Origin of the sequence: Herbaspirillum sp. (assembly GCF_017744395.1) — a bacterium.
GTDB lineage: Bacteria > Pseudomonadota > Gammaproteobacteria > Burkholderiales > Burkholderiaceae_D > Herbaspirillum.
In genome coordinates, this window is record NZ_JAGIBI010000006.1 from 257,495 (window position 1) to 284,118 (window position 26,624).

Here is a 26,624-nt window from a genome sequence, read left to right on the forward strand (position 1 = left end):
GAACCTCTTTGGTCTCGGTGATTCGTGGAATTCTTTAATTCTTTAAAACGGTGTCTGATGTGGCGTTCGGGTTGCCTGGCTGCCACTTGCGCATGGCCAGGCAACCCGTCATAGAGCCAGAAGCGGGAGCTCCAGGCGCGGCCGCGCGCCGGCCGCGGCAGGGGCGTATGCGGTGCAGGTTATGATCGGCTTGGAATGCATGATCGCTTCGCTTCGTGTTGCGGCAGCCATCGGAAAAATGCGCTGCTGCTGGTTGTACTGCTCGGGTACTGCCGGATTGGTTTTGGTGCGCCGCTTCGTGAGCCTTGCTGGCTTGCCGGGTCGGTATGCGCGGACTCGGCGAACTTCGGCGGAACAGCGGATTAGCGCGAGGCTAGTAGTAGCGACACTGGTAGCAACGCTAGCAGGGCGCCGGCGCTGTTCAGTAGTAGGAAGAATTTTGCTGCGGAAGTCATTCGTTGACTGTAGAAGATTGCCTGCCGGCTTGTCAAGCGCTATCTTCTTTGCAAGCGTAAATGCGTTCCGCCCTGCAAACTATTTGTTGCTAGAATCGTCAGTTAATTACTTTCTGGTCATTAACTTGGAATGTTGGCGGGAAAGAAATATCGCTGCCATTGAACGGCACAGGTCGATTTCGCTCAAAATGGGGCGGTTTCGGCGCTGCAACATGATTACCCGCCCCTTGCCGCAGCAAGAGAACTGCACAACAGCGAGAAAGCAAAACATCCATCCATGCTGAAACGTCCGGACCTGATCGTTTGCGAAGAATGCGATGCCGTCTACCGGCGGCCCGTCCTCGGCCGCGGCGAAGTGGCGCATTGCCTGCGCTGCGAGGCCGAACTCGACCGCGATACCGGAACCCGCCTGGAGCGGCTGCTGCCGTTCACCGTCGGCGCGCTGGTCCTGTTCGTGCTGGCCAATTCCTTTCCCATCGTCACCATCGAGCTGCAAGGCCTTACCAGCGATACCACACTGATCGGCGCGGTGGTGGCGCTGGCGCGCGACGGCATGGGCGAAGTCGCGCTGCTGGTGATGGCCACCACCTTGCTGTTTCCGCTGATCCAGATGCTGGTGCTGTTCTACCTGCTGCTGCCGTCCTCGCGCCAGGCGCGCCCGCCCGGATTCGTGTTCCTGCTGCGCATGATGCAGGCCGCGCGGCCGTGGGGCATGATCGAGGTGTTCATGCTGGGCGTGCTGGTGGCGCTGATCAAGCTCTCCAACATCGCCGAGGTGATCCCGGGGCCGGCCTTGTGGTCGTTCGGCGTGCTGACCGTGCTGCTGACGGTGGTGGTGTCGTTCAATCCGCGCTATATCTGGCATGTCTGCGGGCAGCGACAGGCGCTGCGCGAAGCCGGGGAGGAGCGCGCGCCATGAACCGCCATACGCAACCCGAGGCATTGCCGCCGCCGCAGGACGCCGCGGCCGTGCAGGATGCCGCCGCGCTGGACGTGATCGGCTGCCACCACTGCGGCACCGTCTGGGAGGGCGCCCGCCAGGGGCAGCGCTGCGGCGTTTGCGACGCGCCGCTGCACGCGCGCAAGAGCGACAGCCTGAACCGCACCTGGGCGCTGCTGATCGCCGCCTGCATCATGTACATTCCCGCCAACATGATGCCGGTGATGGTCACCCGTACCCTGTTCGACGAACAGAGCGACACCATCATGAGCGGCGTCATCTATTTCTGGACCTCGGGCGAATGGGGGCTGGCGGTGGTGGTATTCGTGGCCAGCTTCCTGGTGCCGCTGTTCAAGCTGGCGGCGCTGGCCATCCTGGTATTTTCGGCGCGCCGCCGCAGCAGTTGGCAGCGGCTGCAGCGCGCCAAGCTGTACCGCGTGATCGAAGCCATCGGGCGCTGGTCGATGCTGGACGTCTTCGTGGTCTCGGTCCTGACCGGGCTGGTGAAGATCCACGGCTTCGCCGATATCCAGGCCGGCATCGGCATCGCCGCCTTCGGCGCGGTGGTGGTGCTGACGATGCTGGCTTCGCTCAGCTTCGATCCGCGCCTGATCTGGGACCAGGGCGAGCATCCCGCCGTGCGCGGGCAAGCGGTGGCCGGGCATGAATTCAACAATAAACAGGAAAACGCATGACTGATCCGCACCAAGAACAACCGGCGCTGCCGCAGCCCAGGCGCGCGCGCCAGCGCAACTGGCTGCCTTCGCTGGTCTGGCTGATCCCCATCGTTGCCGCCATCGTCGGCCTGTCGCTGGCGGCCAAGATCCTGATCGACCGCGGGCCGGTGGTCACCGTCAGCTTCCGTTCCGCCGAAGGCCTGGAAGCCGGCAAGACCAAGGTCAAGTACAAGGATGTGGACATCGGCCTGGTGCATGCGATCAAGCTATCCGAGGACCGTTCGCATGTGCTGGTCTCGATCCAGCTGACCAAGGAAGCCTCGGGCTTCGACGCCGCGGATACCCGCTACTGGGTGGTGCGCCCGCGCATCGCCGCGTCCGGCATTTCCGGCCTGGGCACCTTGCTGTCGGGCGCCTACATCGGCGCCGATGCCGGCGCTTCCGGCGACACCAAGAAAGAATTCGTCGGCCTGGAGCAGCCGCCCATCGTCACGCGCGACGCTTCCGGCCGGCAGTTCGTGCTGCATACCGACGACCTCGGTTCGCTCGACATCGGCACGCCGGTGTTCTACCGCCGCATCAAGGTCGGCCAGGTGATGGCCTACGACCTCGACGCCGACGGCCGCGGCGTGACGCTGCGCATTTTCATCGATGCCCCCTACGACAAGTTCATCACGTCCAATTCGCGTTTCTGGCACGCCAGCGGCTTCGACATGGAACTCAACGCCAGCGGCTTCAAGCTGCATACGCAGGCGCTGTCGACCGTGGTGCTGGGCGGCATCGCCTTCCGTGACCGCAATGAAGAGGAAAAGAGCCCGCCTGCCAAGGAAGGCGCCGAATTCATGCTGGCCGACGATGAGGCGGCGGCGATGAAGGAACCGGATGGCGTGCCGCAGACCGTGCTGCTGTATTTCGACCAGTCGCTGCGCGGCCTGCAGCCGGGCGCGGCGGTGGACTTCCGCGGCGTGGTGCTGGGCGAGGTCAAGAGCGTGGGCATCGAATACGACCGCGCCACGCGCGAGTTCCGCATGCCGGTGACGGTGCAGATCTATCCGGATCGCCTGGGCCGCCGCTATAACCAGGAAACCGGCAACTCGCGCGATTCGCATGCCGAGCGCCTGAAATTCCTGGTCAAGCGCGGCCTGCGCGCGCAACTGCGCAACGGCAACCTGCTGACCGGCCAGCTGTATGTGGCGATCGATTTCTTCCCCAAGGCCAAGCCGGTGCAGATCGATACCAGCAAGGTGCCGGTCGAGTTGCCGACCATCCCGGGCAGCCTGGATGAAATCCAGAACCAGATCGCCGACATCGCCGCCAAGCTCTCCAAGGTGCCGTTCGACGAGATCGGCCGCGACTTGCAGACTACCGTCAAGACGCTCAACAAGACGCTGGCGACGGCCGAGCAGACCGCGGCCCGCATCAACAACGACCTCGCGCCGGAGATGACGGCGGCCATGAAGGATGCGCGCAAGACCTTGAATGCGGCCGAGCGCACCTTGTCCGACGATGCGCCGCTGCAGCAGGACATCCGCCAGACCATGCAGGAACTTTCGCGCGCGGCGGCCTCGATCCGCGTCCTGACCGATTACCTGCAACAGCACCCGGAATCGCTGATCCGCGGCAAACAGGAGCCATGATGTCTTCCAACAAAAACAATTCCTTCAAACCTCTGGCCGCCGCCGCGCTGGCGGCCGTGCTGCTGGCCGCTTGCGGCAGCACGCCGCCGGCGCAGTTCTACACGCTGGCGGCAGCGCCTGCAGCCGGCATGCAGCCGGCGCAAGGCGCGCCGATCTTCATCGAAATGCTGCCGGTGACGGTGCCGGAACGCCTGGCGCGCCCGCAGGTGGTGGTGCGCAGCGATGCCGCCAGGATCGACGTGCTGGAGCAGGACCGCTGGTCCTCGCCGTTCAATAACGAGTTGCGCGATGCGCTCGCCGCCGGCGTCGCCGGCCGCTTGGGCGCCATCGACATTTCGCGCAGCGGCCGCCCGCCTGACCAGGTCAGTTACCGTATCGCGGTCGAACTGCGCGACCTCGATGCAGTGCGCAACGGCCAGGTTCAGGCCGGTTTCGGCTGGACCGTCACGCGCTCCGACGATCGCAAGACGGCGGTATGCCGCCTGAGCGTGGCGGAGCCGGTCTCCGGCGGCGCCGTCGGCGATGTCGTGGTGGCGACCCAGAAAGTGGTGGCGCGTGCCGCCGAGGCAATCGCAGGCAATGTGCGCGCCCTGCAATCGGGGCAAGCCGCCAGGTGCGAGGGCTGACGCAAACGCGTTTGCATTTGCCCTGGACGAAAAAAAACCGCTTCGATTGAAGCGGTTTTTTATTTGCTGCAAGACGGTTGCGCTATAGCTGCCGATCAACGGTCGCCATAGGAGCGGCGCGGGCCGTCGGAGCGGAAGCCGCCGCCGTTGCCCTTGTAACCGCCGCCGCCTTCACGGCGCGGACCGCTGCCGTTGCCATTGTTGTACGGCTTGGCGCCGCCAAAGCTGCGGCCTTCGCGATTGCCGCCGAAGCCGCCTTCACGCTGGTGGCCGCCGCCTTCGCGGTTGCCGTTGCCGAAGCGATTGCCGCCGTTGTTGCCGCGGCCATCGCCCGGACGCCAGCCGCCCGGCTTGCGCGGGCTGCGCGGCGCGGCCGACTTCTTCGGCTCGTAGCCTTCGATGACGTCGACCGGGATGGTCTGCTTGGTGAAGCGCTCGATGCGCTTCACGTGCATGCCTTCGGCGTGGTTCACCAGCGAGATCGCCACACCCTTGCGGCCGGCGCGGCCGGTACGGCCGATGCGGTGCACGTAGTCTTCGGCGAACTTGGGCAGGTCGTAGTTGAACACGTGGGTGATGCCCGGCACGTCGATGCCGCGCGCGGCGACGTCGGTGGCCACCAGCACGCGCACCTGGCCGCGGCGCAGGCTGTTGAGGGTGCGATTGCGGGCGCCCTGGTGCATGTCGCCATGCAGCGCGGCGGCGGCGAAGCCGGCGATGTTCAGGCGGTCGGCGATGGTGTCGGCGTCGCGCTTGGTGGCGGTGAAGACCACGGCCTGGTCCATCGTGACGTCGCGCAGCAGGTGGTCCAGCAGGCGGTTCTTGTGCGACAGGTCGTCGACGAAGTGCACACGCTGCATGATGTTCTCATGGCGGGTGGCCGAGCTGGCGATCTGGATCGTCAGCGGGTTGTTGGTGATGCGCTTGGCCATGTTGCCGACCACACCGTCCAGCGTGGCCGAGAACAGCATGGTCTGGCGCGATGCCGGGGTGGCGGCGACGATCTTCTCGATGTCGTCGATGAAGCCCATGTCCAGCATGCGGTCGGCTTCGTCCAGCACCAGGATCTGCAGTTGCGAGAAATCGATCTTGCCCGATTCCATGTGGTCGATCAGGCGGCCCGGGGTCGCGACCAGGATTTCAGGGTTGCGCGACAGCAGTTGCATCTGCTTCGGGTAAGGCATGCCGCCCAGGATCGACACCACGCGCACGCGGCGCATGTAGGCGCCGTATTTGTCGGTGGCGGTGGTCACTTGCAGGGCCAGTTCGCGGGTCGGGGTCAGCACCAGCATCTTCGGCTGGGCCGGGGTGAAGCGCGGACGTTCGCCGCGGGCGCGGCTGGCCTGGCGTTCCTGATTGGGGGTGCGTGCCGCCTGCGGCGCTTGCGGCAGGTCTGCCAGCTTGTGCAGCGACGGCAGCATGAAAGCGGCGGTCTTGCCCGAACCGGTCTGCGAGGACACCAGCAGATCCTGGCCGCCGATGGCGGCGGGGATGGCTTTTTCCTGGACCGGGGTCGGGGTGGTGTAGCCTGCTTCGGTCAATGCTTTGATGATCGAAGGGTTCAGGCCAAGTGCTTCAAAAGTCATAATCTCTTTCGTGAATGTGAAACGTCAGACACAATGCGGCAGCCGCGCACGAGTGCGCCGGGCATCAATGGCCTGAACGAAAAAAAGCAACGCCAACCGACGAAATGACTATGAAAAATACAAAGAAATTTCGGCACAAAAGCTTTGCGCCGGGACGGCATCATTGAGCGATGCCAGAGGCGGGAGGGCTTTTACTGAAAACTTGTCTTGCTGACAGGTAAGGCTTGCGAAGCTAGCTTAAACGGTCGGTTTTAGAGTGCCAAATGATGGCATTCCGATAACTCGACTCGCTTGTGCATTGCATATTGCGATGCACAAGCCGAATCATACAGTAAAACATCGAGTTTGGCATCATGCCAAATCGACTGGATGTGGTTATTCGGCGATGCCGCCCACCACGCGCGAGAAGCCGCCGTCGACGTAGGTGATTTCGCCGGTGATGCCCGAGGCCAGGTCCGACAGCAGGAAGGCCGAGGCGTTGCCGACGTCTTCGATGGTCACATTGCGGCGCAGCGGAGCGGTCGCGGCGACGGCGCCCAGGATCTTGCCGAAGCCCTTGATGCCGCTGGCGGCCAGGGTCTTGATCGGGCCGGCCGACACGCCGTTCACGCGCACGCCCTTCGGACCCAGCGCTTCGGCCAGGTAGCGCACCGAGGCTTCCAGCGAGGCCTTGGCCAGGCCCATGGTGTTGTAGTTGGGCACCACGCGCTCGGAACCCAGGTAGGTCAAGGTCAGCAGGGCGGCGTTGGGCGACAGCAGCGGCACGGCGGCCTTGGCCATGGCCGGGAAGCTGTAGGCCGAGATGTCATGGGCGATCTTGAAGCCTTCGCGCGAGAAGCCTTCCAGGAAGTCGCCGGCGATCGCCTCGCTGGGGGCGAAGCCGATCGCGTGCACCAGGCCGTCGAGCTGGTTCCAGGACTTGCCGAGGTCGGCGAACAGGGCATTGATCTGCTCATCGCTGGAGACGTCGCAATCGAATACCAGCTTGCTGTCGAATTCTTCGGCGAACTTGGTGATGCGCTCCTTGAAGCGCTCGCCGACGTAGGTAAACGCCAGTTCCGCGCCTTCGCGCTTGCACGCCTCGGCGATGCCATAGGCGATCGAACGGTTCGACAGCAAGCCGGTGATCAGAATTTTTTTGCCTTGCAGAAATGCCATGATGACTCCGTAGGTCCGCCGGAAGCCTCGCCGCGCTAGGGCGCAGGCGGCATCCGGCCGGTGGTGATAGCGGCGCGCCGCCTCAAAGATGGGGCGTGCCGGACTGGAACAGGCCCAGATTGTAGGGGCTTGCGCCGGGCGGGGCAACCTTTGCTATGGCGGCGAAGGTGGCCGGGCGGCGATGGGCGTGAGAGAAATGTTGCAATTGTTTAATCGTTTTAATTGCTTCCCTGTCGCCGCCCATCTATTTACAATGCCCCGAACGAAATCGTTTCCAGCCTGGCGGGCACAGGACTTGCCGGTTGCGAAGCGAACCAGAGCCACCGAGAGCGCAAACGACACTGCATGGTTAAACCCTTATTTTCCTGTTTGCTGGCCGCCGCCCTGGCGTACGGCAATCCCGCCGCCGCGGAACATGCCTTCTCGCTGTACGACACCCCCAAGTATCCCGCCGGCTTCAGCCATTTCGACTACGTCAACCCGGATGCGCCCAAGCGCGGCACGCTGTACCTCGCCAACCCGGACCGCCGCACCAGCTTCGACAAGTTCAACCCGTTCTCGCTCAAGGGCGTGGCGGCGGCGGGCGTGTCCGAGCTGATGTTCGAAACGCTGGTGGTTTCTTCCGCCGATGAGGTGGCGACCGTTTATGGCCTGCTGGCCGACGATATCCGGCTGGCGGCGGACCGCATGTCCGTGACCTTCCACCTGAACCCTGCCGCGCGTTTCAACAATGGCGACAAGGTGACGGCCGGGGACGTCAAGTATTCCTTCGATACGCTGATGGCCAAGGGCGCGCCGCAATTCAAGTCGGTGTTTGCTGACGTGAAGGACTGCGTGGTCGTCGATGCGGCCACGGTGCGTTTCGATTTCGCCAGCAAGAACCACGAGCTGCCCCTGGTCGTGGGCAGCGTGCCGGTGTTTTCGAAAAAGTGGGCCGAAGGCACGCCGTTCGACCAGATCCAGTTGACGCCGCCGATCACGACAGGCCCCTATCAGATCGAAAGCTATGACGTCGGCCGCAGCATCACCTACCGGCGCAATCCCAACTATTGGGGCAACGCGGTCCCGAGCCGGCGCGGCTTCTACAATTTCGAGCGCGTCGTCTACCGCTTCTATTCGGATGACGTGGCGCGGCTGCAGGCCTTCAAGGCCGGTGAGTTCGACGTGGTGGTCGAGTACAGCGCCAAGAATTGGGCGCGCAGCTACACCGGCCCGCAGTTCCGCGACGGCAGCATCGTCAAGAAGGAGTTCAGGCATTCGAATGGCGCCGGCATGCAGGGCTTCGTGATGAACCTGCGGCGCGAGCAGTTCAAGGATCCGCGCGTACGCCAGGCGCTGGGACTGGCGCTGGATTACGAATGGATGAACCGCCAGTTGTTCTATAGCCAGTACACGCGCATCTATTCCTTTTTCAACAATAGCCCGCTGGCGGCCACCGGTGTCCCCGAGGGCGATGAACTGGCTTTGCTGAAGTCGATACAGGCCAGGGGCGGCAAGATCGACCCGGCGGTATTCGGCCCGGCGCCGGTGCCGCCCAGTACCAATCCTCCAGGCTCGTTGCGCGAAAACCTGCGCCGGGCGCGCGCCTTGCTGGCCGAAGCCGGCTGGGTCTACCGCGACGGCGCGGTGCGCAATGCGCAGGGCGTGCCGTTGTCCTTTGAGATCCTGGACGACCAGAGTTCGATGTCGCGCGTGATCAGCGTGTTCGCGCGCAACCTGCGCACGCTGGGCATCGACGTCACCCAGCGCAGCGCCGACTATGCGCTGGTGGCCAAGCGCATGGAAGACTTCGATTTCGACATGACCAGCATCCGCTTTTCCGACATCAGCAGTCCGGGCAACGAGATGTTCGACATGTTCGGTTCCAAGGCCGCCGACCAGAAGGGTTCCAACAATGTATGGGGCCTGAAGGATCCGGTGGTCGACCAACTGGTGCAGGCATTGGTGGCGGCGCAGACGCGCGCGCAACTGACCGCGGCGGCGCGCGCGCTGGACCGGGTGTTGCTGCACAAATACCTGGTGGTGCCGCATTGGTATTCGTCGACGCACCGCATCGCCTACCGGAACCGGTTCGGCATTCCCAAGACGGCGCCGCTGTATTACCAGGCCGATCCTTACGTGATCGGCAGCTGGTGGGAGGAGAAGGCGCGATGAGCATCGCAATGGCACGCCAGGCACTTGAACAAGGATGGTCGCAGGCATGAATATCTGGTCCTACATATTGAAGCGGGTGCTGCTGATGGTGCCCACGCTGTTCGGCGTGATCGCCATCACCTTCGCCGTGATCCAGTTCGTTCCCGGCGGCCCGGTGGAGCAGGCCATGCTGGAGATGAAGGGGCGCAGCGGCGGCGGCGAGGCTTCGGGCGGCGGCGCCGCCACCGGCGCCGCCGGCTACCGTGGCCGGCAAGGCATTGACGAGCAGCGCATCGCCGAGATCAAGCAACTCTATGGTTTCGACAAGCCGCCCATCGAACGCTTCGGCCTGATGCTCAAGGGTTTCCTGAGCTTCGACCTGGGCAAGAGCTTTTACCACCACGGCGATGTCTGGACCCTGGTCAAGTCCAAGCTGCCGGTGTCGGTCACCATCGGCCTGTGGACCTTCTTCCTGACCTATCTGATTTCGGTGCCGCTGGGCATTGCCAAGGCCGTGCGGGAAGGAAGCGCCTTCGATTCCGCCACCAGCGCGCTGGTGCTGGTGGGTTATTCGATTCCCGGCTTCGTGCTGGGCGTGTTCCTGCTGGTGGTGTTCGGCGGCGGCAGTTTCCTGCAATGGTTTCCGTTGCGCGGGCTGACCTCGGACAACTGGCAAAGCCTGTCGCTGGCAGGCAAGGTGGCCGATTACCTGTGGCACATCACGCTGCCGGTGACGGCTTCGGTGGCCGGCTCTTTCGCCGTCACCACGATCCTGACCAAGAACACCTTCCTCGAAGAAATCCGCAAGCAATACGTGCTGACCGCGCGCGCCAAGGGCCTCTCGGAAAACAAGGTGCTCTACAAGCACGTGTTCCGCAACGCGCTGATCCCGCTGGTGACCGGCTTCCCGGCCGCGTTCATCGGCGCCTTCTTCGCCGGCAGCCTGCTGATCGAGACGCTGTTCTCGCTCGACGGCCTGGGGCTGCTGTCGTATGAGTCGGTGATCCGCCGCGACTATCCGGTGGTGATGGGCACGCTCTACCTGTTTACGCTGATCGGACTGGTGGTCAAGCTGCTGGGCGACCTCTGCTACGTCTGGGTCGATCCGCGCGTGCAATTCGAAAGCCTGGCCCAATGAACGCAATGCAGACCTCTTCCGTACCCGCTCCCTCTGTTTCCCCCGGCCGCCGCATCTGGCTGCGTTTTCGCGCCAGCCGCCGCGGCTATTGGAGCCTGGTGCTGTTTACCGTGTTGTTCGTGGCCAGCCTGGGCGCCGAACTGTTTTCCAACGACAAGCCGCTGGTGGCGCGCTACAACGGGCAACTGATGTTTCCCATGCTGCACGACTATTCGGACAAGAGCTTCGGCGGCGATTTCGATACCCCGGCCGATTACCTCGATCCCTTCATCCGGGAGCAGTTCAGGAAAGACGGCAACTGGGCGATCTACCCGCTCAACCGCTACAGCTACGACACGCTGAACTACTTCTCCAAAGCTCCCAACCCGGCCGCGCCGTCCGCCGACAACTGGCTGGGCACCGACGACCGCGGGCGCGACGTGTTCGCGCGCCTGCTCTACGGTTTCCGCGTCTCGGTGCTGTTCGGCATCGCGCTGACCGCCATCGGCGTGGTGCTGGGCATCGCCGCCGGCGCCGTGCAAGGCTACTTCGCCGGGCGCACCGACCTGTACATGCAGCGCATCCTGGAGATATGGGGTTCCATGCCCGAGCTCTACCTGCTGATCATCTTCGCTTCCATCTTCCAGCCCAGCCTGGGGCTGCTGCTGGTGCTGCTGTCGCTGTTCGGCTGGATGGCGCTGTCGGACTATGTGCGCGCCGATTTCCTGCGCAACCGCAACCTGGAATATGTGCAGGCCGCGCGCGCGCTGGGTTTGTCGAACCTGCAGATCATCTGGCGCCATATCCTGCCCAACAGCCTGACCACGGTGGTGACCTTCCTGCCGTTCCGCATGAGCGCCGCCATCCTGGCATTGACCAGCCTGGACTTCCTCGGGCTCGGGGTGCCGCCGTCCACGCCCAGCCTGGGCGAGCTGCTGGCGCAGGGCAAGAACAACCTGGACGCCTGGTGGATCGCGCTGTCGACCTTCATCGTGCTGACCGTGATGCTGCTGTTGCTGACCAATATCGGCGACGCCTTGCGCAATGCATTGGACGTGCGGAGGAAAGCATGAGCGCCCCTTTGCTGGAAGTGAAGAACCTGTCGGTCCGCTTCGGCGCTTCGACCGTGGTCGACGATGTCAGTTTTTCCATCGCGCCGGGCGAGAAGTTCGCGCTGGTGGGCGAGTCAGGATCCGGCAAGTCGGTCAGCTCGCTGACCGTGCTCAGGCTCAACCAGGACGCCCATTACGGCGGCGCGATCCTGTTGGACGGGGCGGACATCCTGCAGAAAAGCGAACGCCAGATGCAGCAGGTGCGCGGCAAGGATGTGGCGATGATTTTCCAGGAGCCGATGACGGCCTTGAATCCGCTGTTTTCCATCGGCAACCAGATCGCCGAAGTGCTGATGCGGCACGAAGGCATCAATGCCAAACAGGCGGCGCTGCGTACCGTGGAATTGTTGGAGAAGACCGGCATCCCGGAGCCGGCGCGGCGCGCGCTGGCCTATCCGCACGAGCTGTCCGGCGGCCAGCGCCAGCGCGCGATGATCGCCATGGCGCTGGCCTGCAAGCCCAAGCTGTTGATCGCTGACGAGCCGACCACGGCGCTGGATGTGACCATCCAGATGCAGATCCTGGAGTTGCTGAACCAGTTGCAGCGCGATGAAAACATGGCGGTGCTGCTGATTTCGCATGACCTCAACCTGGTGCGCCATTTCGCCGACCGTGTGGGCGTGATGGAGAAGGGCAAGCTGGTCGAAGCCGCCTCCACCGAAGAACTCTTCGCCAACCCGCAGCAGCCCTATACGAAGAAGCTGCTGCAAAGCCGCCCGCAGCGCAGCGTGGCGGAAGTCGCGCCGGATGCCGGCGTGGTGCTGCAGGCCGAGCAGTTGCGCTGCACCTACAAGATCAAGCAGGGCTGGTTCGGCAAGCGCTTGTTCCAGGCGGTCGACGGCGTCGACCTGCGGCTGCGCCGCGGCGAAACGCTGGGCATCGTCGGCGAATCCGGTTCCGGCAAGTCGACGCTGGGCATGGCGCTGCTGCGCTTGTCGGGCGCCCGGGTGGAAGGGGAGGTCCGTTTCGAGGGCCAGCCGCTGGCCGCCGCCTTCAGCAGCCAACTGCGCGCGATGCGCTCGCGCATGCAGGTGGTGTTCCAGGATCCTTATGCTTCGCTGTCGCCGCGCCGCACGGTGGAGCAGATCGTCGGCGAAGGGCTGGCGCTGCACCATCCCGACCTGGGCACGGCGCAGCAGCGCCGCAAGATCGCCGACGCGCTGGCCGAGGTCGGCTTGCCGGATTCGGTGCTGGAGCGTTATCCGCATGAATTTTCCGGCGGCCAGCGCCAGCGCATCGCCATCGCCCGCGCGCTGGTGCTGCAGCCGGAACTGCTGCTGCTGGACGAGCCGACATCGGCGCTCGACGTCACCGTGCAGCAGCAGGTGCTGCAACTGCTGTCGGAACTGCAGCGCCGCCACGGCCTGGCCTATCTCTTCATCACGCATGACCTGGCGGTGGTGCGCGCCATGGCGCACCAGGTGCTGGTGATGAAGGACGGCAAGGTGGTCGAGGCGGGCGCCGCCGGGGAAGTCCTGCAAAGGCCGCGGCATGGCTATACGCAGCGCTTGCTGGCGGCAGCCTCCTATGCGGCCGATGCGGCAGGGTAGCGGCCGCAAATAAAAACGCCGTCCGGCATAAGCGGGACGGCGTGCAGGCGTGTTGTTTTATATTGTTCTTGTGATGGTCTTGCGCAGCCAGGCTGCAGTCTCCTCCGGTTTCCTCCGGATAATTCAGGTCCTTATTGCTTGCGGGCGCCGTTGCCGGACGCCAGCGTGATCGGCTTGCCCGCGGCCACCTTGCGCGCCGGGGCCGGAGCGGCCTTGCGCACGGGCGCCTTGGCGACGGCCACTTGCCGGCGCGCCGGCGCCGGGCGGTGGACGGTATGGGCAGCCGCCACGCGGGTCGGCGCCGCATGGACGACGTTGGGCACGTTCAATTGCAGGCTCTGGCCGGCGGCCAGCGTGTCGCGCTTCAGGCCGTTCCATTCCTTGATCTGCGCCACGCTCACGCGGTAGCGGCCGGCGATGCCGGCCAGGGTGTCGCGCTTGCCGGCCTTGACATAGATGCGGCGGGTTTCCGGCGCGTCCGGCGCGATGGCCAGGCGGGCGTTGTCGGCGATTTCAGGCGTCAGCTCGGTGTCGAGCGAGGCGGTTTCCTCGGACTTGGGCACCAGGATGGTGGAGCCGGCCTTGAGCACCATGCGCGGCGGGATCTGGTTGACGCTGCGGATCACTTCCGGCGTGGTGCCGAACTTGCTGGCGATGGTTTCGATGCGCTCGCGGGCGCTGGAGACGGTGTGCGCGGTCCAGCTGGTGAAGGCCTGGGTCCATTTGGACATGTTGGCCTTGAACTTCTCGGCATTGCTTTCCGGCAGCAGGATCTTGGTGTCTTCGCCGCCGATGATCACCGGGCGGTTGAATTGCGGGTTGAGCGCCTTGAACTCGTCCAGCGACAGTTCAGCCAGTTGCGCCGCGACCTTGACGTCGATGTTGCGGGTCTTGCCGATGGTGACGAAGTAGGGCTGGTTGTCGACCTTGGGCAGGGCGATGTTGAAGGCGCCCGGGTTGGCGATGATGTTCTTCACCGCCTGCAGCTTGGGCACGTAGTTGCGCGTTTCATTGGGCATCTGCGCCGACAGCGTGTTGAAGTCGATCGGCAGGCCGGCCGCCAGGTTGCGGTTGACCGCGCGCTGCACCGAGCCTTCGCCCCAGTTGTAGGCCGCCAGCGCCAGTTGCCAGTCGCCGAACATGCCGTACAGCTTCTGCAGGTAGGTCAGCGCGGCGTCGGTCGAGGCCAGCACGTCGCGGCGCTCGTCGGTGAACATGTTCTGCTTGAGGTTGTAGTCGCGCCCGGTGGAGGGGATGAACTGCCACATGCCGGCCGCCTTGGCGGTCGACAGCGCTTCCGGGTTGAAGGCGGACTCGATGAACGGCAGCAGGGCCAGTTCGGTCGGCATGCCGCGCTTTTCCAGTTCCTGCACCACGTGGAACAGGTAGCGCGAGGCGCGCATGGTGGTGCGCTGGATGTAGTCGGGGCGGGAGCTGTACCACTGCGTCTGGCTCTCGACCAGGTTGTTGTCCAGGTCGGGGATGCCGAAGCCTTTGCGGATGCGAGTCCAGACATCGATGTCGTTCATTCCCGGCAGCGCATTGGCGCCGAGGTCGGGATTGATCGCATTGAAGGGAGCGGGGTAGATCGAGATGTCGTTGGCGTGGGACAGCAGCGGGGTGCTTGCGCAGAACAGGGCGGCTAAGGCGAGTTTCTTCAGTGTTAGCTGCATGAGGGCGTTATCCTGTGCCAGAGGCTAAAGTTTGCGTTCGGCGCTTCCGTTGCAGAGCTCTGCGGTAAGCAAGCTCGAAGCCTTCTGCCGGAAAACGATTTCATCGGATTCCATCGCTGGGCAGTAGTGGCGGCAATGCAAGGTTGGAAGCTGCGGATTTCCCCGGGGCACAGTTTGCACCTGGCGCGGCTGACGTTATTGGTAAAGATACGTAAAACCCGCGCGCCAAAATGGGGAATTCACGGAGTGTACGGAAGACCCTTTTCCGCAGTCAAGTAAAAATTGGCCGCTGTTACAAAGCCAATTCCTTGATTTGCTTGGGTTTTGGCGTCAAGTCGCCGGTATCGTCGGCTTATTTGTAGACATTTTTCCATTCGCGCAACGCAGCGAAGCTCTCAACTTCGCCAAACGTCTTCAAACGTCCGGCATCCTGCAGCGATTTGACGATAGCGGGCTGGTTTGCCCGCAGGAATGGATTGGTCCGGCGTTCCAGTGCGATGGTCGAGGGAACGGTCGGCACGCCGCGGTCGCGCTTGGCTTGCTCATCCTTTATCCGGGTTGCCAGATCGACATTGCCGGGGTCTACCGCGGCCGCGAATTTCAGGTTCGACATCGTGTATTCGTGGGCGCAATATACCTTGGTGCCGCCCGGCAAATTTGCCAGTTTCGCCAGCGAATCCACCATCTGCGCCGGCGTGCCTTCGAACAGGCGGCCGCAGCCGCCGGCGAACAGCGTGTCGCCGCAAAACAGCAGGCCTTCGCTCGCGGCGTAGTAGGCGATGTGGCCCAGCGTGTGGCCCGGCACTTCCAGCACTTGCAACTCCAGCGGCAAGTGCGGCAGGCTGATCCGCTCGCCTTCGGCCAGCGGCCGCGTGATGCCGGCGATTTTCGCGCGCTCGCGCGCCGGCCCGTACACGGCGATGTCGGGGAATTCGGCGCTCCTGGCGCGCTCGCTGAGCTCGGCCACGCCGCCGACATGGTCAGCATGGTGATGAGTCAGTAAAATAGCGGCCAGCGTCAGGCCGTTTGCCTTGAGCGCGGCCAGGATCGGCCCGGCGTCGCCCGGGTCCACCACGGCGGCATAGCGTCCGTTATGAATCAACCAAAGATAGTTGTCGTTGAAGGCCGGTACGGCCAACACGGCCAATGAAGTTTCCCGATCCGGTTTGGCTGGCATGGCTGGCTGCTCGGTCATAAGGCGCGATCGAATACATGAGTGACAATCCGGAAATTATAGACCTCGCCGCCTGGTTGCAGACGCCGACCGGCAGCTACCTGCGCGCCTGGGAGCAGCGCCACCTCAACACGCTGACGGCCGACATCTTCGGCTTCAACGCGGTGCAGGTCGGTTCGCCGCAGATCCATGCGCTGGCCGCCAACCGCATGCCGTACCGCTGGCTGACCGACAATGCGATGCCGGGCGAGAACCAGTCCGAACTGGAAATCCCGCAAGTGCTCACGCACGATTTCTGCGAACTGCCGTTCGCCAGCCAGAGCCTGGACCTGGTGGTGCTGCCGCACGTGCTGGAATTCGCCGCCGAGCCGCACCAGGTATTGCGCGAAGTCGAGCGTGTGCTGATCCTGGAAGGGCAGGTGATCATCTGCGGCTTCAACCCCAGCAGCCTGTGGGGCATGCGCCAGGCCGCGGGCCGTCTGACCGGTGACCACTTCCTGCCGCGCGACGGCGAATTCATCCGCCTGCCGCGCCTGAAGGACTGGCTCAAGCTGCTCAACATGGAAGTCAACCGCGGCCATTTCGGCTGCTACGCGCCGCCCTGCGAAACCGACAAGTGGCTCAACCGCTTCAGCTTCATGGAAAAGGCCGGCGACCGCTGGTGGCCGTATTTCGGCGCGGTCTACATCGTGCAGGCGATCAAGCGCGTGCCGGGCATGCGCCTGGTGGGGCCGGCGCTGAGCCGGCAGAAGGTCAAGGCGCCCAGGGGCGTGCCGGCGACCAACCGCATTCACAAGTCAGATCAGGTATGATCGCGGCCCCGGCAAACGCCGGCATCAAATCAGAGAACAGCATGGACAAGGTAGAGATTTATTCGGATGGCGCCTGCAAGGGCAACCCAGGGCTGGGCGGCTGGGGCGCATTGCTGGTGGCCGGCGGCCAGGAGAAGGAAATCTTCGGCGGTGAGCGCAACACCACCAACAACCGCATGGAACTGATGGCGGTGATCCAGGCCCTGAACGCGTTGAAGCGACCCTGCGAAGTCGTGGTCCACACCGACAGCCAGTACGTGCAGAAGGGCATCAGCGAATGGATCCACGGCTGGAAGGCGCGCGGCTGGAAGACCGCCAGCAAGGAGCCGGTCAAGAACGCCGACCTGTGGCAGGCGCTGGACGCGGCCCAGGCGCAGCACCAGGTCGAATGGCGCTGGGTGCGCGGCCACAACGGCCACGCCGGCAACGAGCGCGCCGACCAACTGGCCAACCGCGGCGTCGACAGCATCAAATAAGCCAGACAGAAAGACAGGAGCAATCCCATGCGTCAGATCATCCTCGATACCGAAACCACCGGCCTGTCGCCGCGCAACGGCAACCGCATCCTTGAAATCGGCTGCGTCGAAGTGCTGAACCGCCAGCTCTCGGGCAACAACCTGCACTTCTACATCAACCCCGAGCGCGACTCCGAAGAGGGCGCGCTGGCGGTGCACGGGCTGACCACCGAATTCCTGTCCGACAAGCCGACCTTCAAGCAGATCGCGGCGGAATTCCTCGACTACGTGCGCGGCGCGCAGATCATCATCCACAACGCGCCCTTCGACGTCGGCTTCCTCGACGCCGAACTGGCGCTGCTGGACCTGCCGCCGTTCTCCGAGCATGTGGCCGAGGTGGTCGACTCGCTGCAGATGGCCAAGGAACTGCATCCGGGCCGCCGCAATTCGCTGGACGCGCTGTGCGACCGCTACGGCATTTCCAACGCCCACCGTACCCTGCACGGCGGCCTGCTGGATGCGGCGCTGCTGGCCGAGGTCTACCTGGCCATGACGCGCGGCCAGAACTCGCTGACGATGGACCTGGCCGGCGGGGATGACGAGGGCGCCGACGGCGCCGCGCTGGAACTGGCGCCGCTGGCCGAGGTGATCGTGGTTCCCGCCAGTGAAGAAGAGCAGGGCTTGCATGAAGAAGTGCTCGACCAGCTCGACAAGAGCGTCAAAGGCGCTTGCATCTGGCGTTTCGAACCGCCTCCGCCGGAAGCGGCAGAGGCGCAGCAAGCCTGATGCGGCGGGGCCGGCAGCAGGAGTGCGCGAATTATTTACGCGCCTCTTGCACAAGCCGATAAACTTGTGCCATAATCTCGCCTCTCGAACAACGACGCAGCAATGCGGCAATGTTCAAATGGAAGGTTAGCTCAGGGGTAGAGCACTGCATTCACACTGCAGGGGTCGCAAGTTCGAAACTTGCACTTTCCACCAAGATCCATGAAAAATGCCGGCTTCGCGCCGGCATTTTTCTTTTCCGCTTCCGTATTGCCCAATCCCTCGCCCTTATCATCCGCTGCTATCCCCGCAGTGCAGGCAGCCTCACGGTCGCCACCAGGCCGCTGCCTGCGGCCGGCGCATCCAGCGCCACGCTGCCTTGCGAGGCCTGCACGATCTCGCGCACGATGGCCAGGCCCAGGCCGGAGCCCGGCTGGTCCGGCGCGGCGTTGCGATAGAAGCGTTCGAAAACGCGCTCACGCACCTCGGCCGGGATGCCGGGGCCGTTGTCGCTGACCGTGACGACAAATTGCCCGTTGCCTTCATTGGCCTCATTGCCGGGCTCATGCGCGATGCCCACCGTCACCTTGCCGCCGTCGGGCGTATAGCGCAGGGCGTTGTCGATCAGGTTCATCAGCATGCCGGCCAGTTGCGCCTCGTTGCCGTTGACCGGCGCGTGCTCCAGTTCGGTTTCCATGCCGAGGTCGATATGCTTTTTCAGCGCCAGCCCGGCCAGTTCTTCCAGCACCGTGGCGGCGACCGCCATCAGGTCCACCGGGCCGCGCGGGAAGGCGCTGCTGTTGGAGGCCTCGGCCTGCGACAGTTGCAGCAGCTTGTTGGTCAGGTCGGTCATGTTGCGGCTGCTGTCGTGCAACGCAGCCAGCACCTGGCGCAGGCGCGCCGGGTCGTCCAGCTGGCGCGCGAACTGGATCTGCGAATCGATGACCGTCAGCGGCGTGCGCAGTTGATGTGCGGCGTCGGCGACGAAGCGCTTTTGCACCGTGACTTGCGCATTGAGCCGCTGGATGTACTGGTTGATCGCTTCCACGATGGGGCGCAGTTCCACCTGCAATTGCCCGGCGCGCAGCGGCGTGAGCGAATTGGGGTCGCGCGCGGCCAACTGGTCCGTCACGGCCAGGACCGGGCGCAGTTCTATCGTCAGGCCCAGCACCACCAGCGCTACCGCCAGCAGCAGCAACACGATCTGGCGCCGCAGCGACGGCTGCCACAGGTCGTCCAGCATGGCCTGGCGGCCCTGCATGGTCTGGCCGACCGAGACCGCCACCATGCGCAGCGTGCCTTCGTCGTACAGCGCGCGGATGTAGCTGACCACGCGCAGCGCGCGGCCGTCGAACACGGTCGTAGTGTAGACCGGGTGGATGGCGGAGAAGTCGGGATCGGCGGGGAAGTCGGGGCGGCCGGCCAGCAGCGTGGTGTCGTCCATCAGCACCTGGTAGTACACCGCGTCCTGCGCCGGCGAGGCGAACATTTCAAGGGCCGCGGGCGGGATCGACACCACCGGCGCGCCTTCCTGCCAGGTGACCTGGCCGGCGATCATGCGGGCCGAGGCCAGCAGGGCGCGGTCCTGGATCAGTGTGGCGCTGGAGGCTGCGTTGTCATAAGCATCGCTGGCCGACAGGCCGACGTACACCGTCATCGGGATCAGCAGCCACAGCAGCAGGCGCAGGCGCAGGCTGTCAATCATCTTTTTGCTTGAGCAGGTAGCCCAGCCCGCGCAGGGTCATGATGGCGGCACTGGAGGCATCGAGCTTCTTGCGCAGGCGCGAGATGTAGATTTCGATGGCATCCGCGCTGGGTTCTTCCGAAAGGCTGAAGATGCCTTTCATCAGGGCGGTCTTGGAGACCGTCTTGCCTTGCTTGAGCATCAGGATTTCCAGCACGTCGTGCTCGCGCGCCGGCAATGCCAGCGTGTTGCCGGCGATGGCGAACTGGCGCGTGTTGCTGTCGTAGACCAGGTCGCCGCAATGGATTTCGGCGGCCTTGTCGGGCGTCTGGCGGCGGATCAGCACCTTGATGCGTGCCACCAGCTCGCGTATTTCGAAGGGCTTGACCAGGTAGTCGTCGGCGCCCGCGCCCAGGCATTCCACCTTCTCGTCGATCGAGCCGCTGGCGGTCAGGATCATCACCGGCACGCCGTTGTGGCGCTCGCGCAGGCGCCGCAGGACGTGCTTTCCGCCCAGCTTGGGCAGCATCAGGTCGAGCAGCACCACGTCGTAGTTTTCATCCCTCAGCACCTGGTCGGCGATCTCGCCGTCAGCCGCGATGTCCACGCTGAACTTGTGTTCTTTCAGGATCTGTTCCAGCCAGTGGGCGAGCTGCGGGTTGTCTTCGATCAGGAGCAATTTCATGCAAATGTCTCGTTGTTTTGTTGCGGTGCAAATAAAAAAGCTGATTTTTGGAAAGCTGGATGAAGGTTTCAGCTTTTTAGAATACGCGGGCTAATCGATAAAAAGCAAAGATGGCGTCAGACCATCCACCACCAAAAAATCAGGAGACAATCATAATGCGTCAAGACGCTCGTGTGTTCCAAGCTTCCGTAATTCGCCGTTCCCTGCTGGCGCTGGGCGCCACTGCCGTCGCGGCTGCCGCGCTGGCGCTGTCGGCCCCGCAAGCCCGCGCAGCCGACAAGATCACCATCATGGTCGGCGGCATCAACAAACTGATCTACCTGCCGCCCAAGCTGGCCGAGAACCTGGGCTACTTCAAGGAAGAAGGCCTGGACATCGAGCTGCAGTCGCAGCCGGCCGGCGTGGACGCCGAGAACGAATTGCTGGCCGGCGCCGTGCAGGCGGTGGTGGGCTACTACGACCACTCCATCGACCTGCAGAGCAAGGGCAAGGAAGTCACCTCGATCACCCAGCTGCTGCTGGTGCCGGGTGGCATGGAAATGGTGCGCACCGACCTGGCCGGCAGCGTCAAGAGCATGGCCGACCTGAAGGGCAAGACGCTGGGCGTGACCGGCCTGGGCTCCTCCTCCAGCTTCCTCGCGCAATACCTGGCGGCGCGCGCCGGCCTGAAGACGGCCGATTATTCGATGCTGCCGGTGGGCGCGGGCAATACCCTGATCGCCGCCATGAAGCAAAAGCGCATCGACGTGGCCTGGACCACCGAGCCGACCACTTCCATCCTGCTGGCCTCGGGCGACGCCAAGGTGCTGGTCGACATGAGCAGCGTGGAGGGCACGCGCAATGCGTTGGGCGGCCTGTACCCGGCTTCCAGCGTCTATGTGAACCGCTCCTGGATGAACAGCCACAAGGCCGAGTCGCAAAAGCTGGCGCGCGCCTTCGTCAAGACCCTGAAGTACATCCAGACCCACACGCCGGAAGAGATCGCCGACAAGATGCCCAAGGACTACTACGGCGGCAACAAGCAGATCTACGTGCAGGCGCTGAAGGCATCCATGCCGATGTATTCGCCCGATGGCAAGATGCCGGCCGGCGGCCCGGAGCAGGTGCTGCAGGTGATGCAAGGTTTCAATCCCAACATCAAGGGCAAGAAGATCGACCTGTCGAAGACCTATACCAACGAGTTCGTCGACCAGGTCAAGTAAGGCCGGCGCCTTGCAAGGCATAGAATTCGAAAATCGCACCAGACAGGAGACACGCATGAACAAGAACATCCGCCGCACGCTGTTGTCGCTGGCAGTGGCCGGCGCCACCTTCGCCGCGCTGCCGGGCCAGGCTCTGGCCGCCGGCAAGATTACCATCATGGTGGGCGGCATCACCAAGATGGTTTACCTGCCGGCCAAGCTGGCCGACCAGCTTGGCTACTTCAAGGAAGAAGGCCTGGATGTCGAGCTGCAATCGCAGCCGGCCGGGGTGGATGCCGAGAACGAACTGCTGGCCGGCGCCGTGCAGGCGGTGGTGGGCTTCTATGACCACGCCATCGACCTGCAGACCAAGGGCAAGGAAATCACCGCCATCACCATCTTCGGCCAGGTGCCCGGCGAAGTGGAGCTGGTCTCCACCAAGGCCGCGCCCAACTTCAAGAGCATGGCCGACGCCAAGGGCAAGACGCTGGGCGTGACCGGCCTCGGTTCCTCGACCAACTTCCTGACCCAGTACCTGGCCTCGCGCCACGGCATCACTTCCAAGGAATTCTCGGTGCTGCCGGTGGGCGCCGACAATACCTTCATCGCCGCCATGAAGCAGGGCCGCATCGATGCCGGCATGACCACCGAACCGACCGCCTCGCTGATGCTCAAGACCGGCGACGCCCAGGTGCTGGTCGACATGCGCACCGTGGAAGGCACCGTCAAGGCGCTGGGCGGCCTGTATCCGGCCTCCAGCCTGTACGTGCAGCGCAGCTGGCTCAACGGCCACAAGGACGAGGCGCAAAAGCTGGCGCGCGCCTTCGTCAAGACCCTGCGCTTCATCCATACCCATACCGCCGAGCAGATCGCCGACAAGATGCCCAAGGACTACTACGGCAACAACCGCGCGCTCTACGTGCAGGCGCTGAACAACTCGCTGCCGATGTATTCGGTGGACGGCAAGATGCCCAAGGGCGGCCCGGAAACCGTGCTGTCGGTGCTGTCGGGCTTCAATCCGAACGTCAAGGGCAAGCATGTCGACCTGTCCAAGACCTACACCGACGAGTTCGTGAACCAGGTCAAGTAAGCCTGCCAGCCTGACAGGACCGGGAGAGGGGAACGGGACCGTCCCTCTCGCCGTAGCGGACCGGTCCTGTTTTTTATCCGTATTTTTATAACGACCATGATGCGCCACGATGCAACGTGCGCGTCAGGGGATTATTCAGCCCAGGAAAGACCCGAACGATGAATGCGATCAACCAACAGGCCTTCGCCAAACCAGCCGCCGGCAGCCAGGAAACGCCGGCCATCGAGCTGCGCAATGTGACTTGCCGTTTCATTACCGCCGACGGCAAGGCCACTGTGGCGCTGCGCGATTTCTCCATGAGCGTGGCGCGCGGCGAGTTCGTCGCCGTGGTCGGCCCCACCGGCTGCGGCAAGTCCACCACGCTGTCGCTGATCACCGGTCTGCTGAAGCCGACCATGGGCGAAGTGCGTGTGATGGGCCAGCCGGTCAACGGTATCGACCCGCGCATCGGTTTCGTATTCCAGAACGATGCCGTGTTCCCGTGGCGCAGCGTGCGCGACAACGTCGCCGCCGGCCCGATGTTCCGCGGCAAGCCCAAGGAGCAGGCGCATGAGCTGGCCAACGAATGGATCCGCCGCGTCGGCCTCGACAAGTTCGGCGACCACTATCCGCACCAGTTGTCGGGCGGCATGCGCAAGCGCGTGGCGCTGGCGCAGACCTTCATCAACAGCCCCGAGATCCTGCTGATGGACGAGCCGTTCTCCGCCCTCGACATGCAGACCCGCACGCTGATGCAAGACGAGCTGCTGCAACTGTGGTCGGCCCATTCCGGCTCGGTGGTGTTCGTCACCCACGACCTGGAAGAGGCGATCGCGCTGGCCGACAAGGTCTACGTGCTGACCGCGCGCCCGGCGACCCTGAAGAGCGTCTACCCGATCGACCTGCCGCGCCCGCGCGTCATGGAAGAGGTGCGCTACGAGCAGCGCTTCATCGACATCTCGCGCAAGATCTGGAGCGATCTGCGCGAAGAAGTGCACATCGCCTGATTTGCAGGCAGGACAGAAACCAACAAACACAGGTAAGCAACATGACACAAGCACAAACCACAAACAACGCGGCGATGCAGGATATCGCCGCGGTCGAAGCCGAGGCGCAGCGCAAGATCCGCGCGCGCCGCAACCTGGTCGTCGGACTGCGCATCGCCATCCTGGTGGTGGTGCTGGGCGGCTGGGAACTGTTCGCCCGCATCGGCTGGATCGATCCCTTCTTCTTCTCGCAGCCGACCCTGATCGTGGCCCAGATCCATGAGTGGATCGTCGAAGGCACGTCGCAAGGCCCCTTGTGGACCCAGGTGCTGGTGACGCTGGAAGAGACCGTGCTGGGCTTCCTGATCGGTTCGGTGGCGGGTGTGATCGCCGGCATCGTGCTCGGTCGCAACAAGCTGCTGTCGGACGTCTTCAGCCTCTACATCCAGATCGCCAACTCGATCCCGCGCGTGGTGCTGGGTTCGATCTTCGTGATCGCCTTCGGCCTGGGCATGGCGTCCAAGGTGGCGCTGGCGGTGGTGATGGTGTTCTTCGTGGTGTTCGCCAACGCCTTCCAGGGCGTGCGCGAAGCCGACCGCTACATGATCGCCAATGCGCAGATCCTGGGCGCCTCGCGCCGCCAGTTGACCACCGCGGTGGTGATCCCGTCGGCGCTGTCGTGGATCCTGGCCAGCCTGCACGTGAGCTTCGGCTTCGCGCTGGTGGGCGCGGTGGTGGGGGAGTTCCTCGGCTCCAAGCAAGGCATCGGCCTCTTGATCTCGACCGCGCAGGGCGCCTTCAATGCCAGCGGCGTGTTCGCGGCGATGATCGTGCTGGCGGTGGTGGCGCTGGCGGCGGACTGGCTGCTGCACGCGCTGGAGCGCCGCCTGCTGAAGTGGCGTCCGCAAGCGTTCTGATGCAGGTCCGTCAAACGCTTTAGAATAGCGGCCACTGCTTCAACGAAAGCAACACCATATCGCGGGGACACCGAGGCAGACAGCTTCCGTGTCCCCGCCGCTTTTTTCGCGCCATTTCCATGCCACTCCAACAACCCGACCCGCTGCCAGAACCTTCCGCCAAGTCTTCAGATATGTCGCAGTGCGCGTTGTTGTGGATCGTCGCCTCCGGCTTCTTCATGCAGACGCTGGACACCACCATCGTCAACACCGCCTTGCCGGCCATGGCGCGCAGCCTGGGCGAACCGGTGCTGAACATGCATCCAGTGGTAGTGGCCTACACGCTGACGATGGCCTCGCTCACGCCCGCCTCGGGCTGGCTGGCCGACCGCTTCGGCACCCGCAGGATGTATTTCGCCACGATCCTGGTGTTCGTGATCGGCTCCATCCTGTGCGCCACCGCGCATACGCTGCCGCAACTGCTGGCCGCGCGCGTGGTGCAGGGCATCGGCGGTTCCATGCTGCTGCCGGTGGGGCGGCTGGCGGTGCTCAGGAGCGTGCCGGGCGCGCAATACATTGCGGCGTTGGCGTCGATCTCGATCGCCGGCCAACTGGGGCCGGTAGTGGGGCCGGTGCTGGGCGGCTGGCTGGTGGAAAGCCTGTCCTGGCACTGGATCTTCCTGATCAACGTGCCCATCGGCGCGGTCGGCATGTGCGCCGTGCTGCGTTACCTGCCCAATGACCTGCTGCCGGCGGCACCGCGTTTCGACGTGCTCGGCTGCGCCTTGCTGTCGGGATGCATGGTGGCCTTTTCGCTGGCGCTGGACGTGCCGTTCGAGACCCATCGCGGCATCTGGAGCGCGGTTCTGTTCGCATTGGCCGCGCTCACGGTCTGGTTGTACTGGTTGCATGCGCGCCGCCATGAACGCCCGTTGTTCCGCCTGGGTTTGTTCCGCGAACCCAACTTCAGCATCGGCCTGGCCGGCAACCTGGTGTGCCGCATCGGTTCCTCGGCGGTGCCGTTCCTGCTGCCCTTGCTGTTGCAGGTGCGGCTGGGCTATTCGCCGCTGCAGTCGGGTTTGGTGCTGCTGCCGGCGGCGATCGCCGGCACCATCGCCAAGCCGTGGATCGCGCCGCTGGTCAGGCGCTACGGCTATGACAGTTTCCTGCTGGTCAATACCTTGCTGGTGGGCGGCGCCATCGTGTCGTTCGCGCTGATCACGCCGGATTGGCCGCTGGCCGCGGGCATTGCCCAGCTGGCGGTATTCGGCGCCGCCAATTCGATGCAGTTCGCCGCCATGAACAGTGTGACCCTGAAAGGCTTGGGCAGGGACGATGCCGGCAGCGGCAATAGCCTGTTCTCGATGGTGCAGATGCTGGCCATCGGCCTGGGCGTGACCATCGGCGGCACGCTGGTGAACCTGTTCAAGGACGATTCGGGCGCGGCGACCAGTTTCAGTTTCCAGGTTACCTTCGCCATTGTCGGCGCGATTACCCTGGCGTCGGCCTGGGTGTTTCGCAAGATGGATCCGAGCTACTTCAAGTAAGCCGGGTTCAGGTATCGCCCCATTGGCGCAGCAGGTTGTGGTAGCAGCCCACCAGCGTGCGCCGCGCCTGTTCGTCGGCGTTGCTCTGGTTGAGGCGCTGGATGGCGTTGTCCATGTCGAACAGCATGCTGCGCCGGCCGTCGTCGCGCACCAGGCTTTGCACCCAGAAGAAGCTCGCCACGCGCACGCCGCGCGTGACCGGAGTGACGTTGTGCAGGCTGGTGGCGGGGTAGAGCACGAGGTCGCCGGCATCCAGCTTGGCGCTGTGCATGCCGTAGGTATCTTCTATCTGCAGTTCGCCGCCGTCGTATTCCGAGGCATCCGCCAAAAACAGCGTGGCCGAGACGTCGGTGCGCAATTTTCGGCCATTGTGCGGGTGGATGCGCACGCTGCCGTCCACATGCGCGCCGAAGGCCATGCCTTCGCCGTAGCGGTTGAACATCGGCGGGTAGATCAGGTTGGGCAGGGCGGCGCTGATGAAGCGCGGGTTGCGCTCCAGCGCGCCGACGATGATGCGCTGGCACTGCAGCGCCACGTCCGAACGCTCGTCGATCTGCTGGTTGAACTTCACCGGCGCGCCCTGGTAGCCCGCGGTCACGCGCCCGTCCACCCATGCCGGCCCGGCCCCATCGAGCAATTCGCGTACGGCCTTGACCTGTTGCTCGTCCAGCAGCTTGGGGATGGTGACCAGCATGGATGGATTTTC

General features: G+C 64.1%; 23 protein-coding genes and 1 tRNA gene. 17 read left to right on the top strand and 7 right to left on the bottom strand.

Features of this window, described 5'->3' with window-relative positions; genetic code table 11:
- The first annotated feature begins 732 nt into the window (after positions 1 to 732).
- From J7548_RS16015 to J7548_RS16030, 4 genes are read left to right on the top strand one after another with little or no spacing between them, the layout of a single operon-like run.
- Complete coding sequence (locus J7548_RS16015; RefSeq protein WP_290976181.1) at positions 733 to 1,374, top strand: paraquat-inducible protein A; 642 nt, start codon at positions 733 to 735, stop codon at positions 1,372 to 1,374.
- Complete coding sequence (locus J7548_RS16020) at positions 1,371 to 2,090, top strand: paraquat-inducible protein A (RefSeq protein ID WP_290976184.1); 720 nt, start codon at positions 1,371 to 1,373, stop codon at positions 2,088 to 2,090. The genes J7548_RS16015 and J7548_RS16020 overlap by 4 nt, the downstream gene beginning before the upstream one ends.
- Positions 2,087 to 3,709 (top strand): MlaD family protein, encoded by a 1,623-nt coding sequence (locus tag J7548_RS16025; RefSeq protein WP_290976187.1) that lies wholly within the window; start codon positions 2,087 to 2,089, stop codon positions 3,707 to 3,709. Before J7548_RS16020 ends, J7548_RS16025 begins: the two co-directional genes overlap by 4 nt.
- Positions 3,706 to 4,335, top strand: a complete 630-nt coding sequence (locus J7548_RS16030) for a PqiC family protein (RefSeq protein WP_290976190.1) — start codon at positions 3,706 to 3,708, stop codon at positions 4,333 to 4,335. Before J7548_RS16025 ends, J7548_RS16030 begins: the two co-directional genes overlap by 4 nt.
- A 95-nt stretch (positions 4,336 to 4,430) precedes the next feature.
- On the opposite strand, the gene J7548_RS16035 is transcribed toward J7548_RS16030, so the two are convergent.
- Both J7548_RS16035 and fabI read right to left on the bottom strand, forming a co-directional pair.
- A complete protein-coding gene (locus J7548_RS16035; protein WP_290976193.1) occupies positions 4,431 to 5,921 on the bottom strand; it encodes a DEAD/DEAH box helicase in 1,491 nt (496 codons plus the stop codon).
- Positions 5,922 to 6,296: 375 nt separating this feature from the next.
- A complete protein-coding gene (gene fabI, locus J7548_RS16040; protein WP_290976196.1) occupies positions 6,297 to 7,079 on the bottom strand; it encodes an enoyl-ACP reductase FabI in 783 nt (260 codons plus the stop codon).
- Between the two features lie 345 nt (positions 7,080 to 7,424).
- On the opposite strand from fabI, the gene J7548_RS16045 reads away from it, so the two are divergent.
- Genes J7548_RS16045 through J7548_RS16060 form a run of 4 tightly spaced genes read left to right on the top strand, consistent with a single transcriptional unit; the run spans position 7,425 to position 12,991 of the window.
- On the top strand, positions 7,425 to 9,233 hold the full coding sequence (locus tag J7548_RS16045; RefSeq protein WP_290976200.1) for an extracellular solute-binding protein: 1,809 nt from the start codon (positions 7,425 to 7,427) through the stop codon (positions 9,231 to 9,233).
- Positions 9,234 to 9,279: 46 nt separating this feature from the next.
- Entirely contained in the window at positions 9,280 to 10,350 is a 1,071-nt protein-coding gene (yejB, locus tag J7548_RS16050; RefSeq protein WP_290976202.1) for a microcin C ABC transporter permease YejB, read from the top strand.
- Complete coding sequence (locus J7548_RS16055) at positions 10,347 to 11,402, top strand: ABC transporter permease (protein WP_290976206.1); 1,056 nt, start codon at positions 10,347 to 10,349, stop codon at positions 11,400 to 11,402. The genes yejB and J7548_RS16055 overlap by 4 nt, the downstream gene beginning before the upstream one ends.
- On the top strand, positions 11,399 to 12,991 hold the full coding sequence (locus J7548_RS16060) for a dipeptide ABC transporter ATP-binding protein (protein ID WP_290976209.1): 1,593 nt from the start codon (positions 11,399 to 11,401) through the stop codon (positions 12,989 to 12,991). Before J7548_RS16055 ends, J7548_RS16060 begins: the two co-directional genes overlap by 4 nt.
- A 131-nt stretch (positions 12,992 to 13,122) precedes the next feature.
- On the opposite strand, the gene J7548_RS16065 is transcribed toward J7548_RS16060, so the two are convergent.
- The gene (locus J7548_RS16065) at positions 13,123 to 14,664 is read right to left on the bottom strand and encodes a transglycosylase SLT domain-containing protein (protein ID WP_290976211.1); all 1,542 of its coding nucleotides are present in this window, start codon (positions 14,662 to 14,664) and stop codon (positions 13,123 to 13,125) included.
- Between the two features lie 352 nt (positions 14,665 to 15,016).
- Positions 15,017 to 15,841 (bottom strand): hydroxyacylglutathione hydrolase, encoded by an 825-nt coding sequence (gene gloB, locus J7548_RS16070; protein ID WP_290976214.1) that lies wholly within the window; start codon positions 15,839 to 15,841, stop codon positions 15,017 to 15,019.
- A gap of 35 nt (positions 15,842 to 15,876) precedes the next feature.
- Here gloB and J7548_RS16075 point away from each other — a divergent pair, with 35 nt between their 5' ends.
- From J7548_RS16075 to J7548_RS16090, 4 genes are all read left to right on the top strand, one after another.
- The gene (locus J7548_RS16075; protein WP_290976217.1) at positions 15,877 to 16,650 is read left to right on the top strand and encodes a methyltransferase domain-containing protein; all 774 of its coding nucleotides are present in this window, start codon (positions 15,877 to 15,879) and stop codon (positions 16,648 to 16,650) included.
- A gap of 41 nt (positions 16,651 to 16,691) precedes the next feature.
- The gene (rnhA, locus tag J7548_RS16080) at positions 16,692 to 17,126 is read left to right on the top strand and encodes a ribonuclease HI (protein ID WP_290976220.1); all 435 of its coding nucleotides are present in this window, start codon (positions 16,692 to 16,694) and stop codon (positions 17,124 to 17,126) included.
- A gap of 27 nt (positions 17,127 to 17,153) precedes the next feature.
- The gene (dnaQ, locus tag J7548_RS16085) at positions 17,154 to 17,891 is read left to right on the top strand and encodes a DNA polymerase III subunit epsilon (protein WP_290976223.1); all 738 of its coding nucleotides are present in this window, start codon (positions 17,154 to 17,156) and stop codon (positions 17,889 to 17,891) included.
- 120 nt (positions 17,892 to 18,011) lie between these two features.
- Positions 18,012 to 18,086 (top strand) — tRNA-Val (locus tag J7548_RS16090).
- Between the two features lie 85 nt (positions 18,087 to 18,171).
- On the opposite strand, the gene J7548_RS16095 is transcribed toward J7548_RS16090, so the two are convergent.
- Both J7548_RS16095 and J7548_RS16100 read right to left on the bottom strand, forming a co-directional pair.
- A complete protein-coding gene (locus J7548_RS16095) occupies positions 18,172 to 19,575 on the bottom strand; it encodes a sensor histidine kinase (RefSeq protein WP_290976225.1) in 1,404 nt (467 codons plus the stop codon).
- Positions 19,568 to 20,239 (bottom strand): response regulator, encoded by a 672-nt coding sequence (locus tag J7548_RS16100; protein WP_290976227.1) that lies wholly within the window; start codon positions 20,237 to 20,239, stop codon positions 19,568 to 19,570. The genes J7548_RS16095 and J7548_RS16100 overlap by 8 nt, the downstream gene beginning before the upstream one ends.
- A gap of 155 nt (positions 20,240 to 20,394) precedes the next feature.
- On the opposite strand from J7548_RS16100, the gene J7548_RS16105 reads away from it, so the two are divergent.
- From J7548_RS16105 to J7548_RS16125, 5 genes are all read left to right on the top strand, one after another.
- Positions 20,395 to 21,441: an ABC transporter substrate-binding protein gene (locus J7548_RS16105; protein WP_290976230.1), complete on the top strand. Its 1,047-nt coding sequence runs from the start codon at positions 20,395 to 20,397 to the stop codon at positions 21,439 to 21,441.
- 55 nt (positions 21,442 to 21,496) lie between these two features.
- A complete protein-coding gene (locus tag J7548_RS16110) occupies positions 21,497 to 22,510 on the top strand; it encodes an ABC transporter substrate-binding protein (RefSeq protein ID WP_290976233.1) in 1,014 nt (337 codons plus the stop codon).
- A gap of 158 nt (positions 22,511 to 22,668) precedes the next feature.
- Positions 22,669 to 23,496, top strand: coding sequence for an ABC transporter ATP-binding protein (locus J7548_RS16115; protein ID WP_290976235.1), 828 nt, complete (start codon positions 22,669 to 22,671; stop codon positions 23,494 to 23,496).
- 74 nt (positions 23,497 to 23,570) lie between these two features.
- Complete coding sequence (locus J7548_RS16120; RefSeq protein WP_290976671.1) at positions 23,571 to 24,392, top strand: ABC transporter permease; 822 nt, start codon at positions 23,571 to 23,573, stop codon at positions 24,390 to 24,392.
- A 119-nt stretch (positions 24,393 to 24,511) separates the two neighbouring features.
- Positions 24,512 to 25,918 carry a DHA2 family efflux MFS transporter permease subunit gene (locus tag J7548_RS16125; protein WP_290976238.1) on the top strand — a complete coding sequence of 469 codons (1,407 nt, stop codon included), beginning with the start codon at positions 24,512 to 24,514 and terminating at the stop codon, positions 25,916 to 25,918.
- A gap of 7 nt (positions 25,919 to 25,925) precedes the next feature.
- Here J7548_RS16125 and J7548_RS16130 read toward each other — a convergent pair whose 3' ends face one another.
- A complete protein-coding gene (locus tag J7548_RS16130) occupies positions 25,926 to 26,612 on the bottom strand; it encodes a Fe2+-dependent dioxygenase (RefSeq protein WP_290976241.1) in 687 nt (228 codons plus the stop codon).
- Positions 26,613 to 26,624: the final 12 nt, after the last annotated feature.